Origin of the sequence: Massilia sp. MS-15, from assembly GCF_020176695.1 — a bacterium.
GTDB classification, from domain to species: Bacteria; Pseudomonadota; Gammaproteobacteria; order Burkholderiales; family Burkholderiaceae_D; genus Telluria; species Telluria hydrophila.
This window is the reverse complement of record NZ_JAIWIA010000007.1, coordinates 275,303-290,297: the sequence shown is the minus strand read 5'-3', so window position 1 is coordinate 290,297 and position 14,995 is coordinate 275,303. Positions and strand designations below refer to the sequence as shown.

The 14,995-nt window shown below is 69.3% G+C and carries 13 protein-coding genes; 6 read left to right on the top strand and 7 right to left on the bottom strand.

Annotated features, from left to right (window positions below; genetic code table 11):
* From LCI23_RS05005 to LCI23_RS04990, 4 genes are all read right to left on the bottom strand, one after another.
* Positions 1-141: cold-shock protein (locus LCI23_RS05005; protein ID WP_224944971.1), on the bottom strand; the 141-nt coding region annotated here is incomplete at its 3' end.
* Between the two features lie 345 nt (positions 142-486).
* On the bottom strand, positions 487-834 hold the full coding sequence (locus LCI23_RS05000; protein WP_224944926.1) for an Hpt domain-containing protein: 348 nt from the start codon (positions 832-834) through the stop codon (positions 487-489).
* Between the two features lie 20 nt (positions 835-854).
* Positions 855-1,505: a uracil phosphoribosyltransferase gene (upp, locus tag LCI23_RS04995; RefSeq protein WP_224944924.1), complete on the bottom strand. Its 651-nt coding sequence runs from the start codon at positions 1,503-1,505 to the stop codon at positions 855-857.
* A gap of 92 nt (positions 1,506-1,597) precedes the next feature.
* Positions 1,598-3,277 carry an isovaleryl-CoA dehydrogenase gene (locus LCI23_RS04990; protein ID WP_224944922.1) on the bottom strand — a complete coding sequence of 560 codons (1,680 nt, stop codon included), beginning with the start codon at positions 3,275-3,277 and terminating at the stop codon, positions 1,598-1,600.
* A 322-nt stretch (positions 3,278-3,599) separates the two neighbouring features.
* Here LCI23_RS04990 and LCI23_RS04985 point away from each other — a divergent pair, with 322 nt between their 5' ends.
* Positions 3,600-5,333: a bifunctional diguanylate cyclase/phosphodiesterase gene (locus LCI23_RS04985; RefSeq protein ID WP_224944920.1), complete on the top strand. Its 1,734-nt coding sequence runs from the start codon at positions 3,600-3,602 to the stop codon at positions 5,331-5,333.
* Complete coding sequence (locus tag LCI23_RS04980) at positions 5,330-6,832, top strand: HDOD domain-containing protein (RefSeq protein ID WP_224944918.1); 1,503 nt, start codon at positions 5,330-5,332, stop codon at positions 6,830-6,832. The genes LCI23_RS04985 and LCI23_RS04980 overlap by 4 nt, the downstream gene beginning before the upstream one ends.
* A gap of 9 nt (positions 6,833-6,841) precedes the next feature.
* Here LCI23_RS04980 and aroC read toward each other — a convergent pair whose 3' ends face one another.
* Complete coding sequence (gene aroC / locus LCI23_RS04975) at positions 6,842-7,936, bottom strand: chorismate synthase (protein ID WP_224944916.1); 1,095 nt, start codon at positions 7,934-7,936, stop codon at positions 6,842-6,844.
* Between the two features lie 203 nt (positions 7,937-8,139).
* Here aroC and LCI23_RS04970 point away from each other — a divergent pair, with 203 nt between their 5' ends.
* On the top strand, positions 8,140-10,416 hold the full coding sequence (locus tag LCI23_RS04970; protein WP_224944914.1) for an EAL domain-containing protein: 2,277 nt from the start codon (positions 8,140-8,142) through the stop codon (positions 10,414-10,416).
* Between the two features lie 100 nt (positions 10,417-10,516).
* On the opposite strand, the gene LCI23_RS04965 is transcribed toward LCI23_RS04970, so the two are convergent.
* A complete protein-coding gene (locus tag LCI23_RS04965; protein WP_224944912.1) occupies positions 10,517-10,969 on the bottom strand; it encodes a CBS domain-containing protein in 453 nt (150 codons plus the stop codon).
* A 194-nt stretch (positions 10,970-11,163) separates the two neighbouring features.
* On the opposite strand from LCI23_RS04965, the gene LCI23_RS04960 reads away from it, so the two are divergent.
* From LCI23_RS04960 to LCI23_RS04950, 3 genes are read left to right on the top strand one after another with little or no spacing between them, the layout of a single operon-like run.
* The gene (locus LCI23_RS04960) at positions 11,164-12,474 is read left to right on the top strand and encodes an O-acetylhomoserine aminocarboxypropyltransferase (protein WP_224944904.1); all 1,311 of its coding nucleotides are present in this window, start codon (positions 11,164-11,166) and stop codon (positions 12,472-12,474) included.
* Between the two features lies 1 nt (position 12,475).
* Positions 12,476-13,300 carry an alpha/beta fold hydrolase gene (locus LCI23_RS04955; protein ID WP_224944903.1) on the top strand — a complete coding sequence of 275 codons (825 nt, stop codon included), beginning with the start codon at positions 12,476-12,478 and terminating at the stop codon, positions 13,298-13,300.
* Positions 13,297-13,602 carry a DUF962 domain-containing protein gene (locus tag LCI23_RS04950; RefSeq protein WP_224944902.1) on the top strand — a complete coding sequence of 102 codons (306 nt, stop codon included), beginning with the start codon at positions 13,297-13,299 and terminating at the stop codon, positions 13,600-13,602. The genes LCI23_RS04955 and LCI23_RS04950 overlap by 4 nt, the downstream gene beginning before the upstream one ends.
* On the opposite strand, the gene LCI23_RS04945 is transcribed toward LCI23_RS04950, so the two are convergent.
* Positions 13,592-14,992 (bottom strand): YihY family inner membrane protein, encoded by a 1,401-nt coding sequence (locus tag LCI23_RS04945; RefSeq protein WP_224944901.1) that lies wholly within the window; start codon positions 14,990-14,992, stop codon positions 13,592-13,594. The two genes, LCI23_RS04950 and LCI23_RS04945, sit on opposite strands and share 11 nt — an antisense overlap.
* Positions 14,993-14,995: the final 3 nt, after the last annotated feature.

The window sequence follows — 14,995 nt, the reverse complement described above, 5'->3', positions numbered from 1 at the left end:
GCGCTGGTTCTCTTGCAGCGATTTGAAGCCGTTGCTCTGGATTGCCGAGAAGTGTGCGAACAGATCTTCGCCGCCTTCATCAGGGGTGATGAAGCCGAAGCCCTTCGAGTCATTGAACCATTTAACGATGCCAGTTGCCATTACAATTTCCTATTTCAGTTAAGTGGGCTTGCGCCCGTTTAAGATCGTTTGAAGAAGCAAGAAAGGAATGACAGACAGACTGCACTACTACCTACAACCCAACGATCCCGCATTATACCGAATAAAAACGGTGTGGCACGCACTTCGCAAAATAAAAAAAGCAGATATCCGCAACATTCCCCATAAAAATTCCTCGATTCAACTTTTATGGCCCTGTTTTCGTTTCGGTATAGGGAAAATATAGGCTAACGACTGCCCGCAAATTTGCGAAGCATCAAACGATTCAGTAATGCACGATTGCAACCCGGCATAGGATGCGAGACCGACCGGGCTGGCGGCAAAGGCTCAGCCCAGGCTGCGCGGATCCCGCCGCGCTGCCTCCACGAACCCGTTCAGTTCGCCGACCCAGGCTGCCCAGTCGCGCGCGGCGACGGTCTCGAAAGCGGTCAGCACGCGCAGGCGCTGCTCCAGTGCGCGCGCATCGGCGCCCAGGCCGCGGTAACCGAAGGTGACGGCCGAACCGGCCATCGTGTGCAGCATGGCCTGCAGTTCGGCCGCGGCTCTGGCCGGCGCCTGCGGATCGAGGTCTTGGCCGAGCGCGGCCAGGCGCGCCAGCGTGGCCGGCAGCCCGGCGGAAAACGCACCGCTGGCGGTGGCCAGGCGCGTGAAGAATTCCCGATCGGCGGCTTCCATGCTGGCGGCTTCCCGTGGCCTTACTTGGTGCCGAAGATGCGGTCGCCGGCGTCGCCCAGGCCCGGGACGATGTAGGCGTGCTCGTTCAGGTGCGAGTCGAGCGAAGCGACATACACCTTCACGTCCGGATGCGACTTCTGGAACACCTCGATGCCCTCGGGCGCGGCCACCAGGGCCAGGAACAGGATCTGCTCGCTCGCCACGCCACGCTTCTTGAGCACGTCCACCGCGTGCACCGCCGAATTGCCGGTGGCGATCATCGGGTCGCACAGGATGAAGGTGCGCTCGTTCGTGTCGGGCAGGCGCACCAGGTATTCGACCGGCTCATGGGTGTCCGGGTCGCGGAACACGCCGATGTGGCCGACGCGCGCCGAAGGCACCAGTTCCAGCAGGCCGTCGCTCATGCCGATACCGGCGCGCAGGATTGGCACGATCGCCAGCTTCTTGCCGGCGATGACCGGGGCCTCGACCGTCACCAGCGGGGTCTGCACGGTGCGGGTGGTCAGCGGCAGGTCGCGCGTGATCTCGTACCCCATCAAGAGCGTAATCTCGCGCAGCAGCTCGCGGAAGGTGCGGGTCGAGGTGTCGTGCTCGCGCATGTGCGACAGCTTGTGCTGGATGAGCGGGTGGTTCAGGATGTACAGGTTGGGAAAGCGCGGATCTTGTTTCATGGTCGGTATCGAACTGGATGGGGTGTGAAGCACAAGACCGGCATTATCCCAGCCATGCCGGTATTTGTCCTGTCTTTCTGCAAATCGGCCGGCTAGTCGCCGGTTGCGGGCGGCAGCGCGCGCCGCAGGATCGCCGCGCAATCGACGGCGTCCGCGCCGCTCGCGGCCAGGCGCCCGAACGCGCCGCCCGGCGCGCGGGCGATGCGCGAACCGACAAAGGCGGCCGACACATGGGCGGGCGCGTGGCAGACCAGCAGCGCCGCCTGCACCGCCAGCACCAGGCGCTCGGCCAGGACCCGCGCCCCGCCTTCGTCGCGGGCCAGGGCCGGCAGTTCGTCCAGCAGGCGCTGCGCATAGGCGGCGAAGCGGGCGTCGCGCGCGGCCGCCGGCGCCAGCTCGGCCGCCAGCGCCGCATGCGCCTCGGGCAGCGACTTGCCGAGCACGCGCAGCACGTCCAGGCACATGACATTGCCCGAGCCTTCCCAGATCGAATTGACGGGGAACTCGCGGTACAGGCGCGCCAGCGGGCCATCCTCCACATAGCCGTTGCCGCCCATGACCTCCATCGCCTCGGCCCCGAAGGCCGGGCCGCGCTTGCAGATCCAGTACTTGCCGGCCGGGGTCAGGAGACGCCCGAGCAGGGCCTGAGCCGGATCGCCGTCCTGGTCGAAGCAGCGCGCCAGCCGCAGCGCGAACGCGGTGGCGGCCTCCGACTCGAGTGCGAGGTCGGCCAGCACGTTCTGCATCAGCGGCTGTTCCGACAGCAGGCGCCCGAAGGCGCTGCGCCCGCGCGCGTGGTGCAGCGCGTGGCACAGGGCCGCGCGCATGATGCCGGCGCTGCCCAGCACGCAGTCGAGGCGGGTGTAGCCACCCATCTCGAGGATGGTCGGGATGCCGCGCCCGGGCGCGCCCACCAGCCAGCCGAGCGCACCCTGGAACTCGACTTCCGACGAGGCGTTCGAGCGGTTGCCGAGCTTGTCCTTCAGACGCTGCACCCGGATCGGATTGCGGCTGCCGTCGGGCAGGAAACGCGGTACGAAGAAGCACGACAGGCCAGCGCTGCCTTCGGCATCGGTCTGGGCCAGGATCAGGTGGGCATCGGCCTGGGGCACCGAGAAGAACCATTTGTGGCCGACGAGGCGCCAGGCGCCGCCGCCGCCCTCCCCGAGTGGCTCGGCCCGGGTACTGTTGGCGCGCACGTCGCTGCCGCCCTGCTTCTCGGTCATGCCCATGCCAACCAGCGCGCCGCGCTTCTGCGTGACCGGCAGCGAGCGCGGATCGTACTCGCCGGACAGCAGCTTCGGCAGCCACACCTCGGCCAGCGCCGGCACCCGGCGCAGCGCCGGCACGCTGGCATAGGTCATGGTCACCGGGCACTGCACGCCGTTCTCCACCTGCCCGAACAGCAGGTACTGGGCGGCGCGCGCCACCTGGGCGCCCGGGCCGGGCGCGCGCCAGGGTGCGGCGTGCGCGCCGGCCCCGATCAGCAGTTCCATCAACGCATGCCAGGCCGGGTGGAACTCGATCTCGTCCACCCGCCGGCCACTACGGTCGTAGCTCACCAGGCGCGGGCCGTGCAGGTTGGCCAGCCGCGCCAGGTCGAGCACGCCGGCCTGGCCCAGCTTCTCGCCGAGCGCGTCCAGTCCGGCCTCGGCCCAGCCGCCGCCCTCGCGCACCAGGGCCTCGCCCAGCGCCGGGTCGCAACGGAACAGGTTGATGTCGGCGAAAGGCGCCGCCTGGTTGCTGACGGCATGGGTCTCGAAAGGATTCATGGAAGGCAGGCTCCTGTAAAATGTTGCGCCAAAGCATCATCTGCATGTAATCTCGCCGTCATGACAATCCGGTTTATTTGCCAATTAGAAATAATCAGCGACAATGCCAAGGCGCGCTTGCTTGTAAAGGCAGCAACACGCTAACCCAAAGGCGCTGCCGGTGCAAGCTGCGCTGCCCGCCGCATGGAGCGAATGCGGCTGGGCTTGTGATTTTTAATGCCTTTTGGAATCGTTCGATGCTAGATTCACGATTGGTTTGGTAAGCTTGCATGGTTGATGCGCCGCCCCGGCATCCCGGCACCACGAAGGCAGAAGACTCAGAATGCACATCAGTTCCACCGCCGCCAGGTTCGAGCCATGCACCCAGGCACCGACCCTACCCGACAGCCTGCTCGACGCGGTCGGCGACGTCGCGTTCCGGGTCACGCTGGACGGCAAGGTGCGCTCCGCCAGCAGCCGTGCGCTGGATCTGACAGGGGTCGAACCCGGCGCCCGTTCGCTGGCGGCGCTGGTGCACGACGTCGACCAGCCCGCCCTGCGCGCCGCCCTCGCCAGCGCCGCGGCCGGCGAGGCGCCGGCGCTGGCCGAGGCGCGCTTTCGCAGCGGCGAGCGCGACATCTGGTTCGAGCTGCGGATCGCGCCGATCGCCACCAACGACGACGCACCGCTGCTGGTCGTCGGGCGCGACATGTCGGCCCAGCACGCCACCGAAGAACGCCTGCGCCACCTGGCGACCCACGACCCGCTGACCGAACTGCCCAACCGCGTGCTGCTGTCGGACCGCATCCGCATGGTGATCGCCAGTGCGCGCCGCTCCGGCCAGGGCTTTTCGGTGGCGGCCATCGGCCTGGACGGCTTCAAGCGGGTCAATGACGGCCTCGGCCATGCCGTCGGCGACGCGGTGCTGCGCATGGCCGGGGCGCGCCTGCGCCGTACGCTGCGCGACAGCGACACCCTGGCGCGCGTGGGCGGCGACGAATTCGTGGCCGTGCTGCCCGGCTCGGCCACGCCGGCCCAGATCAAGCTGGTCACCGGGCGCCTGATGGCGGCCCTGCAGGCGCCCTTCGAGGTCGACGGCCACACCATCTACCTGGCCGGCTCGATCGGCGTGGCGGGCTATCCCGAGCACGCGGACGACGAAGTGCGGCTGCTGACGCTGGCAGACACCGCGCTGTCGCGCGCCAAGGAAACCGGCAAGGCGCGTACCGTCGTCTACAGCGTGCGCGAGGGCGCCGCGCCGGGCCACGACATCTCGCTCGAGGCAGCCATGTTCAGCGGCGTGCGCGAAGGCGAATTCCAGCTCTACTTCCAGCCCATCGTCGACGCCAGGAACCGTACCATCGAAGGCTTCGAGACGCTGATGCGCTGGAAGCACCCGACCCTCGGCATGGTCCCGCCGGTGCGCTTCATCCCGATCGCCGAGACCAACGGCCTGATCAACCTGCTGGGCGCCTGGGCCCTGAAGGCGGCCTGCATGCAGCTGCGCCAGTTCGAGGAAGTGGCCGGGCGCGAGCTCTACATCTCGGTCAACATCAGCCCGCGCCAGTTCAGGAACGACCGCTTCCTCGAGGTGCTCGACGATGCGCTGGCGCTGTCCGGGGTCCCTGGCAGCAAGCTGGTGCTCGAGATCACCGAGGGCACCCTGATGGTCGACCCGCAGCATGCCGAAACCGTGCTGGGCGCGATGACCGAGCGCGGCGCCCGCATCGCGATCGACGACTTCGGCACCGGCTACTCCAGCCTGGCCTACCTGAAGCGCTTCCCGATCTCGGTGCTGAAGGTCGACCGCGCTTTCGTGAAGGACCTGCCCGGGGCCGCGAAGGACGCCGCGATCTGCAGCGCGGTGCTCGACCTGGCCAAGCACCTCGATCTGTCGGTGGTGGCCGAAGGGGTCGAGACCGAGGGCCAGCTGGCCTGGCTCGACGACCTGGGCTGCCACTACGTGCAGGGCTTCCTGACCGGCAAGCCGATGCCGGCGCACGTGGCGCTGGCGGCCCTGAAAGAAGACCTGTACACCGAATTCCTGCCGCACGAGGACCGCGCGCACCAACCATGACCACACATCCCGCCCCCCAGCGCTCAGCGCGCGCCGACGCCACCCTCTCCCTGCTCTGGGAGCGCATCCGCCGGCGCGGCGACATGCCGGGATTCACCAAGGCGATCAGCGCGATCCTGGCCTCGATGCGCGGCGAGGACGAGCGCGAATTCTCGATGACCCAGACGGTGCTGTCGGACCCGGTCCTGACCCAGAAGGTACTGCGCCTGGCCAACAGCGGCATGTACTCGGCCTTCGGCCAGCGCATCAACACGGTCTCGAAGGCGGTGCTGGTGCTGGGCACGGAAGCCATCGGCCACCTGGCCCTGGGCCTGAAGCTGATCGAGGAACTGTCGAAGTCCACGCCCGACACCGAGAGCGCCCACATCGAGATGGAAAAGGCGGTGCTGGCCGGGATGGTGGCGCAGCAGATCGCCGCCAGCGCCGCCTCGCGCGACACCGAAGAAGCGGTAGTGTGCTCGATCCTGCATTCGCTGGGACGCATGATGGTCACCTTCTACATGCCGGAGCGCTGGAGCCAGCTGCGCCAGGCCGGCGGCGCCGGCGGCGAGGAAGGCGCGGCCGAGGCCGTGCTGGGCCTGTCGCTGGAAGCGGTCGGCCGCGCCACCGCCGAGCACTGGGGCCTGCCGCGCAACCTGATCGCCGGCATGCGCCGGCTCGATCCGGCCGAACGCGCCGAAGGCTTTGGCCACGACGACTGGCTGGCCGCGCTGGGCACCATGTCGACCCAGGCCGCCGACGCCCTGTGGCACGACGACGAGGCCGCCGCCGAGCGCGTCAGCGCCCTGGCCGAGAGCTATGCCCCGATGCTGGGCGTCGAAGCGAGCGGCCTGATCGGCGCGATGGACCGGGCGCGCGACAGCGCCGCCACCGACCTCAGCATCGCCCCGCTGGCCAGACCGGCCGAGAAACGCGCCAAACTGGCGGCCGCCACCCGCAAGCGCATCGCCGGCAACCGGGTCCTGATGAGCGGGGTGTCCGACATGCGCGACGCCGGCGCCGAGGCCACGCCCGGCCAGATGATGTCGATGGCCCTGGAAACCATGCACAAGGGCCTGAGCTTCAGCCGCTCCTTCGCCTTCCTGCGCAACCGGCGCGAAGGCTGCTACACGGCGCGCCTGGGCCTGGGCGAAGGCTGCAAGGCCATGCTGCCGCGCCTGGTGTTCGACGATGTCTACGAGCCCAACGTATTCCACGCGGCGCTCGGCAGCGACCGCGTGATCTTCATCGAGAATGCGCGCGACACCCGCTTCGCCGCCAAGCTGCCCGGCTGGTGGAAAGGCACCCTGAGCGAGGCCCTGTGCTTCGTCGTGATCCCCCTGTGCGCGCACGGCCAGCCGGTCGGCTTCATCTATGGCGAGTGGGACGACAGCTTCCCTTCGGTGGTGCTGAGCCAGACCGAGTTCTCGCTGCTCAACGACCTGCGCGGACTGGTGGTGCGCAGCGTCGAGCGGCGCCACCAGGCGGAGGCCGCGGCACCGGCCACGGCCCGGACCTGAACGTCCCCCTCAGCGCAGGCGCGGCGTCTGCACCCGCACGTCGCCGCACTGCGCGCGCTGCATCAGCGCATGGTCGACCAGCACCAGCGCCAGCATCGCCTCGGCGATCGGGGTGGCGCGGATTCCCACGCAGGGGTCGTGCCGGCCATGGGTCTCGACCAGTAGCGGCTTGCCATCCTTGTCGATCGAGCGGCGCGGCGTGCGGATCGACGAGGTCGGCTTGATCGCGATCGAGACCGTGATGTCCTGGCCGGTCGAAATCCCGCCCAGCACCCCGCCCGCGTTGTTGCCGACGAAGCCCTCCGGGGTCAGTTCGTCGCCGTGTTCCGTGCCCTTCTGCGCCACCGCGGCGAAGCCGGCGCCGATTTCCACCCCCTTCACCGCATTGATCCCCATCATCGCGTAGGCGATGTCGGCGTCGAGCTTGTCGTAGATCGGCTGGCCCCAGCCGACCGGCACGCCGCGCGCCACCACGTCGATGCGCGCGCCGATCGAGTCGCCCGCACGGCGCAGCGCGTCCATCTCGGCCTCCATGCGCGCCAGCAGGGCCGCGTCGGCACTGGCCGCGAAGAACGGATTCGCATGCACGTGCTCGAAGGACTCGAACGGCACCTCGATGTCGCCCAGCTGGCGCATGCAGCCGAACAGCTCGACGCCGTGGTGCTCGCGCAGCCACTTCCTGGCCACCGCGCCAGCGCCGACCACCGGCGCCGTCAGGCGCGCCGAAGAACGCCCGCCGCCGCGTGGATCGCGCACGCCGTACTTTTGCCAGTAGGTGTAGTCGGCATGGCCGGGACGGAAGGTCTCGGTGATGTTGCCGTAGTCCTTGCTGCGCTGGTCCTCGTTGTGGATCAGGAGCGCGATCGGGGTGCCGGTGGTCACGCCCTGGTAGACGCCGGACAGGATCTGCACCCGGTCCGCTTCCTGGCGCTGGGTCACGTGGCGCGAGGTGCCCGGCTTGCGGCGGTCGAGCTCGGGCTGGATGTCGGCTTCGGACAGCGCCATGCCGGGCGGGCAGCCGTCGATGACGCAACCGATCGCCGGCCCGTGCGACTCGCCAAAGGTGGTAACGGTGAACAGCTTGCCGAAGGAATTGCCGGACATGATGGGCCAATCGTCGAAATGTGGGACCTGGAATTCTACCAGTCCTGCGCCACCGCCGAGGGCGGGGGCCTGCGTCCGCCGCCGTTGACATAGTTGCCGCAAAGATACATTTCTGCCGGCAGTCGTCGATTCGAAGCCGTTGGCTCGACAAATCAATATATACTGGGAGCACCAATGCCAAAGCAATACTGGAGAAGTAGCGCATGCCTGCCCCGATGACGCCCCCGGGCGACCCGAGTGACCAGGACGACCTGGTCTTCGCCGACGAGGCCGTGGCGCCCCCATCCTCCGCGCCCTGCGCAGCGCGGGCCAGCTGGCGTATCCTGATCGTCGACGACGACGCCGACGTCCACACCAGTACCACCTTCGCCCTCCAGAACGTCGAGATGCAGGGCCGCCCGCTGGAATTCCTGCATGCGCATTCGGCCGCCGAAGCCTACGCCCTGCTCGCGCGCGATCCCGACATCGCCGTGGTCCTGCTCGACGTGGTGATGGAGCGCCCCGACGCCGGCCTGCAGCTGGTGCGCCAGATCCGCGAGGAGCTTGGCATGATCGACGTCCGCATCATCCTGCGCACCGGCCAGCCGGGCTACGCGCCGGAACTCGAGGCGATCCGCGGCTATGACATCAACGACTACCGCACCAAGTCCGAACTCACGCGCACCAAGCTGTACACGGCGATCGCGGCCGCGGTGCGTTCCTACCAGCAGCTGCGCGCGCTGGACGCCAGCCGCGCCGGCCTGGAACACATCCTGTCGGCTGGCACCCAGCTGATGACCCTGCACGGCGTGGGCGACGTGGCCCAGGGCGTGCTGCGCCAGGCTGCCACCCTGCTCGGCCAGGAAGCGGGCGGCGTGCTGTGCGTGCGCGAGGCCGGCGCTGCCCGCCCGGAATTGCTGCGGGTGGTCGCCGCGGCCGGCGCCGAGGCGAGCCTGGCCGGCGCCGAACTGGACCCGCAGCGCCATCCCGCCCTGGCGGCGGCGGCTGCGCGTGCCCTGCGCGGGGAGAGCGGGGCTGCGGCCGAGGGCTGGCTGGCGCTGCACTTCCCGGGCAAGGCCGGACGCGACTTCGGCGCCTGCATCCCCTTCGGCCGCCAGCCGAGCGAGCTGGAGCGGCGCCTGCTCGAGGTGTTCGCCAGCATGGTGGCCGTCGGGCTCGACAACGTGGAACTGGTGACCCACCTGAACCACGCGGCCTTCCGCGACGGACTCACCGGCCTGCCCAACCGTACCCGCATGGTCGAGCTGATCGACGCCGTGCTGGCCGGACCGCGGCGCGCCACGGCCATTCTGGCGCTGGTCGATCTCGACCACTTCGCGGAAACCAACGACGCCCTCGGCCACCATTTCGGCGACCTGCTGCTGGCCGCCGTCGGCCGGCGCCTGAAATCGCGCCTGCAGGATGGTGGCCCGGGCAGGCTGGAGCTGGCGCGCATCGGCGGCGACGTGTTCTGCGTGCTGGGCGATGCCGCCACCGTGCAGCCGGCCGCGATCCAGACCCTGTTCCGGGTGCCCTTCCACATCGACGGCCAGGATGTGCAGGTGGCCTGCACGCTGGGCCTGGTGCGGCTCGGCGAACACGACGGCACCGGCGCCGACGCCCTGAAGGATGCCGACATCGCGCTCAAGCGCGCCAAGTCGCAGCGGCGCGCCGGCCATTTCTATTTTTCGCGCAGCATGGGCGTCGAGATCCGCGAGCGGGTGAGCATGATGCACGCGCTGCGCAGCGGCTTCCAGCGTGGCGAGCTGTTCCTGGCCTACCAACCCCAGGTCGACCTGGCCACCGACCGCGCCTTCGGCGCCGAGGCGCTGCTGCGCTGGCGCACCGAGGATGGCCGCCTGATCGGGCCGGACCGCTTCATCCCGATCGCCGAGTACTCGGGCCTGATCGTCGACATCGGCGAATGGGTACTGCGCCAGGCCCTGGCCGAGCTGGTGCGTCTGCGCGCGGCCGGATACCGGACGCTCACGATGTCGGTCAACGTATCCCAAGTCCAGTTCCGCCATCCGCAGTTCGTCGAGATGCTGCGCCGCGCGCTGGTCCAGACCGGCGCGCCGCCGGAGTACGTGGAGCTGGAAATCACGGAATCGATGGCGATGGAGGAGCCGGCCCTGCTGGTCGAGAAACTGGCCCAGGTCAAGCGCACCGGGGTGTCGATCGCGATCGACGACTTCGGCACCGGCTTCTCGTCGCTCTCGCACCTGCAGCGCCTGCAGGTGGACCGGCTCAAGATCGACCGCACCTTCGTCACCGAGATCACCGGCTCGGCGCGTGGCAGCAGCATCGCGGAAATGGTGATCCAGCTGGGCCGCAACCTGGGCCTGTCGGTGATCGCGGAAGGGGTCGAGGACGAGCGCCAGGCCCACATCCTGCGCTCGCTGGGCTGCCCGCTGGCACAGGGCTTCCTGTACGCGCGCCCGATGTCGCCGGAAGACCTGCAGGCCTGGCTCGGCAAGCGCAAGCTGATCGAAGCCGCGTAGGGTGGGCGGATCCTCCGCCCACGCGGTGATCGCCAGCAGCCGAACAGCCGCGCCAGCCCCGATCGACGCTATGGACGCCGGGTAGTCCGGCGCCAACAACTCAGTCTTCCGCCGCCTGCTCCGCCGGCCAGTCGCGGATATACGCCTTCAGCATGCGGTTCTCGAAGCTTTGCGCTTCCAGCACCGCCTTGGCCACGTCGTAGAAGGAAATCACGCCCAGCAGGGTGCGGGCGTTCATCACGGGCAGGTAGCGCGCGTGCTTTTCCAGCATGATGCGGCGTACCTCGTTGACTTCGGTGTCCGGGGTGACGGTGATCGGGCTGTCGTCCATCACCTTGCGCACGGTGCCGCTGCCGAGCGCGCCGCCACCGGCATGCAGTTCCTTGATCACTTCGCGGAAGGTCAGCATCCCGACCAGGTCGCCGTATTCCATGACGACCAGCGAGCCGATGTCCTTTTCCGCCATCGTCGCGGCCGCCTGCACCAGCGGCATGTCGGGCGTGACGGTATAGAGGATTTCGCCTTTCACCTGCAGGATCTCGGAGACTTTCATGGTGGCCACCCCGTCCGGTTGGTTGGTGATTGCTGCAATATTTGCTTGATTCATAAGGCTGACTGTAGCCGATGCCCGCCAAAAAATCCAGCCTCGCACGGCCGCCCCCGCCGGCGCATGTTGCGCAAATATAATTTGGTGCTACGATGCGGGCCATCGCGCCGCGCGGCGCGCTTCACGGATGAGTCACCAAGATGAGCGGTCCCCAGTACCCCGGCTTCGACACCCTGGCCCTGCACGCGGGCAGCACGCCCGACCCGGCCACCGGCGCGCGCGCCACGCCGATCCATTTCACCTCCGCGTTCGCGTTCCGCGACTCGGACCATGCGGCGGCGCTGTTCAACATGGAGAGCGCGGGCCACGTCTATTCGCGCATCTCGAACCCGACCAATGCGGTGCTGGAGGAACGCATCGCCGCGCTCGAGGGCGGCGTGGCCGCGATCGCCACCGCCAGCGGCCAGGCCGCGATGCACCTGGGCCTGGCCACCATCGCCGGGGCCGGCAGCCACGTGGTGGCCTCGCGCGCCCTGTACGGCGGCGCCCACAACCTGCTGCACTACACGATGCGCCGCTTCGGCATCGAGACCACGTTCGTCGACCCGCGCGACCTCGATGCCTGGCGCGCCGCGATCCGGCCCACCACCCGGCTGCTGTTCGGCGAAAGCCTGGGCAACCCGGGCCTGGACGTGCTGGACATTCCGGCCATCTCGGCGCTGGCGCACGAGCACGACCTGCCGCTGATGGTGGACGCCACCTTCACCACGCCCTGGCTGCAGCGCCCCTTCGACCTGGGCGCCGACCTGCTGTTCCATTCGGCCACCAAGTTCCTGTGCGGGCACGGCACCGCGGTCGGCGGCCTGCTGGTCGACGGCGGCAGCTTCGACTGGGATGCGGCCCATGCGCGCAGCGGCCGCTTCCCGGAGCTGTGCGAACCCTATGACGGCTTCCACGGCATGGTGTTCGCCGAGGAATCCACCGTCGGCGCCTTCGCCCTGCGCGCCCGGCGCGAAGGCCTGCGCGACTTCGGCGCGGCCATGAGCCCGCACAACGCCTTCGCCATCCTGCAGGGCATCGAGACCCTCGGCCTGCGCATGGAACGCCACGTCGCCAATACCCGGCGCGTGGTCGCGTTCCTGGCCGCGCACCCGGCGGTGAGCGCGGTGTCCTATCCGGAACTGCCGTCGCACCCGGACCACGCGCTGGCCCGGCGCCTGCTGCCCAGGGGCTGCGGTGCCGTGTTCACCTTCACCCTCAAGGGCGACCGCGCGGCCGGCCGCCGCTTCGCCGACAGCCTGCAGCTGTTCTCGCACCTGGCCAACGTGGGCGACGCCAAGTCGCTCGTGATCCATCCGGCGTCGACCACCCACTTCCGGGTGCCCGCGGACCAGCTGGCGGCCAGCGGCATCGGCGAAGGGACGATGCGCCTGTCGGTCGGCCTGGAAGACCCGGACGACCTGATCGAGGACTTGAAGCGGGCCCTGAAACTGTCGCAGAAGGGAGCCTGAGATGCAGTACGAGATCCACGGCCTCCCGGCCTATGCGTATACCGGCGGCAAGGCCTTCGACCGGGCGCTGCCAGCCATCGTGCTGATCCATGGCGCCCAGAACGACCACTCGGTGTGGGCCCTGCAGAGCCGCTACCTGGCCCACCACGGCTACGCCGTGCTGGCGCCCGACCTGCCCGGCCACGGCCGCAGCGCCGGCCCGGCCCTGGCCAGCGTGGAAGCGATGGCGGACTGGATCCTGGCCCTGCTGGCCGCGGCCGGCGTGCGGCGCGCGCTGCTGGCCGGACACAGCATGGGCTCGCTGGTGGCGCTGGAAGCGGCGGCGCGCGCGCCTAGGATGGCCGCGGGCCTGGCGCTGCTCGGCACCACCTACCCGATGAAGGTGTCCGACACCCTGCTCGAGACTGCGCGCAGCGACGAAGGGGCGGCGATCGACATGGTCAACATCTGGTCGCATTCGTCGATCGCGCACAAGCCGTCCTTCCCCGGCCCCGGGTTCTCGGTGATGGGCGGGGCGCGCCGCCTGATGCAGCGCATGTCGGCGCGCAATCCGCACCAGCTGTTCCATACCGATTTCGCGGCCTGCAACCGCTACGCCGGCGGCGAGGCCGCCGCGGCGGCGCTGGACTGCCCGGTGCTGTTCGTGCTCGGCAAGAAGGACGTGATGACGCCGCCCCGTTCCACCGCCCTGCTGACCGGCGCGGTGAAGCATGGCACCATCCTCGGCGTCGACGCCGGCCACCAGATGATGGCGGAGGCGTCCGACGCGGTGCGCGAAGGCCTGGCCGCCTTCGCCGCCAAGCTGCCCTTCCAGGAAATCCCATGAGTGCACGCCACGCCAGCTTCGCGGAGTTCTATCCCTACTACCTGAGCCAGCACGCCGACCGGCGCTGCCGGCGCGCCCATTTCATCGGTACCACGGCGGCGATCGCCGCGATCGTGCTGGCGCTGGCCACCCGCAACGGCTGGTGGCTGCTGGCCGCCCCCATCGCCGGCTATGGCGGCGCCTGGGTCGGCCACTTCTTCTACGAACACAACCGGCCGGCCTCGTTTTCCCGGCCCTGGCTGTCGTTTCGCGCCGACTGGGTCATGTACTGGCAGATGCTGAGCGGAAAGCTCAGCTGGTAATACCCGGCGCGCCGGGGGCGCCCGGGTGGGCGCCGAAATGCCCGGCCAGGCTCTGGTCCAGGCCCTGCTCCACCGCCGCTTCGACGCGCCGCGCCAGCGCCGCCGTGTCGAGCGCCAGCGCGTCGCGCGGCACCGGCTGGCCGGCGCCGCCATCCGCGCCGGCCGCGTCGAACACGAACAGGCGGTACACGTCCGCCAGGCGCAGGCGCGCCGGATCGGCCAGCAGTACCCAGCCGTCGGCGGCAGCGCCAGCTCCGGCCCCGGCCTGCGCACAAAGCTGCCAGCGCCCGCGCTGCGGCGCCTCGTCCTGCACCCGTCCCACCCAGCCGGCGGCGACCATCTTCTCCAGCAGCATGCCCATCTCGTCGTAGCCGATCCGGGTATGGTCGCGGATCGCGGCGCCCGGTACCAGCGCGCTGCCGCTGGTCACGGCGCTGTCGTACAGCACCTTCAGCACGGCCATCGCATCGACGAACATGCCGCCCGGGGTGGGCCGGTGCTTCCAGCGCTCGTACTTCACCACCGGCAGCGCCGCCGCCAGCACCGCGCCCACCAGGGTGATCAGCCAGGACAGGTACATCCAGACCAGGAACAGGGGCAGCGCGGCCAGCGCGCCGTAGATCAGCGTATAGCTCGGGAACTGGGCGATGAACAGCGCGAACAGGCGCTTGGCCAGCTCGAACGCGCAGGCCGCGGCCAGCCCGCCCCACAAGGCGTCGCGCCAGTGCACGCGCCGGTTCGGCACCGCCATGTAGAGCAGCGTGTAGGCGCCGGTGCTCAGGGCCACCGACACCAGGGTGTAGAACAGGGAACCGAGCAGCGGCAGCGAGCGCGCCAGCCCGCCGGTGGCCGTAAACAGCTGGGACGTCGCGCTCAGCGAGAGGCCGACCAGGATCGGCCCGAGCGTGATCAGGGCCCAGTACACCAGCAGCCGCTGCGACCACGGACGCGGACGGCGCACGCCCCAGATCTGGTTGAAGGCGCGCTCGATCGTGCCCAGCATCGCGGTAGTGGTCACCAGGAGCGCGGCCGCGCCCAGCAGCGACAGGCCCTTGGCCTTGCTGGCGAACTGGGTCAGGTTGGCGCTGATGGTATTGGCGATCGCCTTCGGCATCAGGGTCTGCACGAACCAGGTGTCGAGCGCCGCGCGCAGCTGGTCGAACACGGGGAATGTGGTCAGGATCGCCAGCACGATGGTCAGCAGCGGCACCAGGGCCAGAGTGGTGGCGAAGGTGAGGCTGCCCGCCACCTGGGGCAGGCTTTCCTCGCGCAGGCGGCGCCGGGCGAAGCGCAGCAGGTCGCGCAGCCCGGCCGGCGTCAGGCCGCGCGCCGCCGCGGCTTCGCCGGTGCCGCTGCGGCCCGACAGGGAGTGGAGGGTTCTGGAAAGCATCCG

What these genes read in the sequence shown, in the direction of transcription:
- aroC (WP_224944916.1), bottom strand. Translation starts at nt 7,936, where the DNA reads ATGTCCGGCAATTCCTTCGGCAAGCTGTTCACCGTTACCACCTTTGGC.
- LCI23_RS04985 (WP_224944920.1), top strand. Translation starts at nt 3,600, where the DNA reads ATGCACATCAGTTCCACCGCCGCCAGGTTCGAGCCATGCACCCAGGCA.
- LCI23_RS04945 (WP_224944901.1), bottom strand. Translation starts at nt 14,992, where the DNA reads ATGCTTTCCAGAACCCTCCACTCCCTGTCGGGCCGCAGCGGCACCGGC.
- LCI23_RS04960 (WP_224944904.1), top strand. Translation starts at nt 11,164, where the DNA reads ATGAGCGGTCCCCAGTACCCCGGCTTCGACACCCTGGCCCTGCACGCG.
- upp (WP_224944924.1), bottom strand. Translation starts at nt 1,505, where the DNA reads ATGAAACAAGATCCGCGCTTTCCCAACCTGTACATCCTGAACCACCCG.
- LCI23_RS05000 (WP_224944926.1), bottom strand. Translation starts at nt 834, where the DNA reads ATGGAAGCCGCCGATCGGGAATTCTTCACGCGCCTGGCCACCGCCAGC.
- LCI23_RS04990 (WP_224944922.1), bottom strand. Translation starts at nt 3,277, where the DNA reads ATGAATCCTTTCGAGACCCATGCCGTCAGCAACCAGGCGGCGCCTTTC.
- LCI23_RS04980 (WP_224944918.1), top strand. Translation starts at nt 5,330, where the DNA reads ATGACCACACATCCCGCCCCCCAGCGCTCAGCGCGCGCCGACGCCACC.
- LCI23_RS04955 (WP_224944903.1), top strand. Translation starts at nt 12,476, where the DNA reads ATGCAGTACGAGATCCACGGCCTCCCGGCCTATGCGTATACCGGCGGC.
- LCI23_RS04950 (WP_224944902.1), top strand. Translation starts at nt 13,297, where the DNA reads ATGAGTGCACGCCACGCCAGCTTCGCGGAGTTCTATCCCTACTACCTG.
- LCI23_RS04970 (WP_224944914.1), top strand. Translation starts at nt 8,140, where the DNA reads ATGCCTGCCCCGATGACGCCCCCGGGCGACCCGAGTGACCAGGACGAC.
- LCI23_RS04965 (WP_224944912.1), bottom strand. Translation starts at nt 10,969, where the DNA reads ATGAAAGTCTCCGAGATCCTGCAGGTGAAAGGCGAAATCCTCTATACC.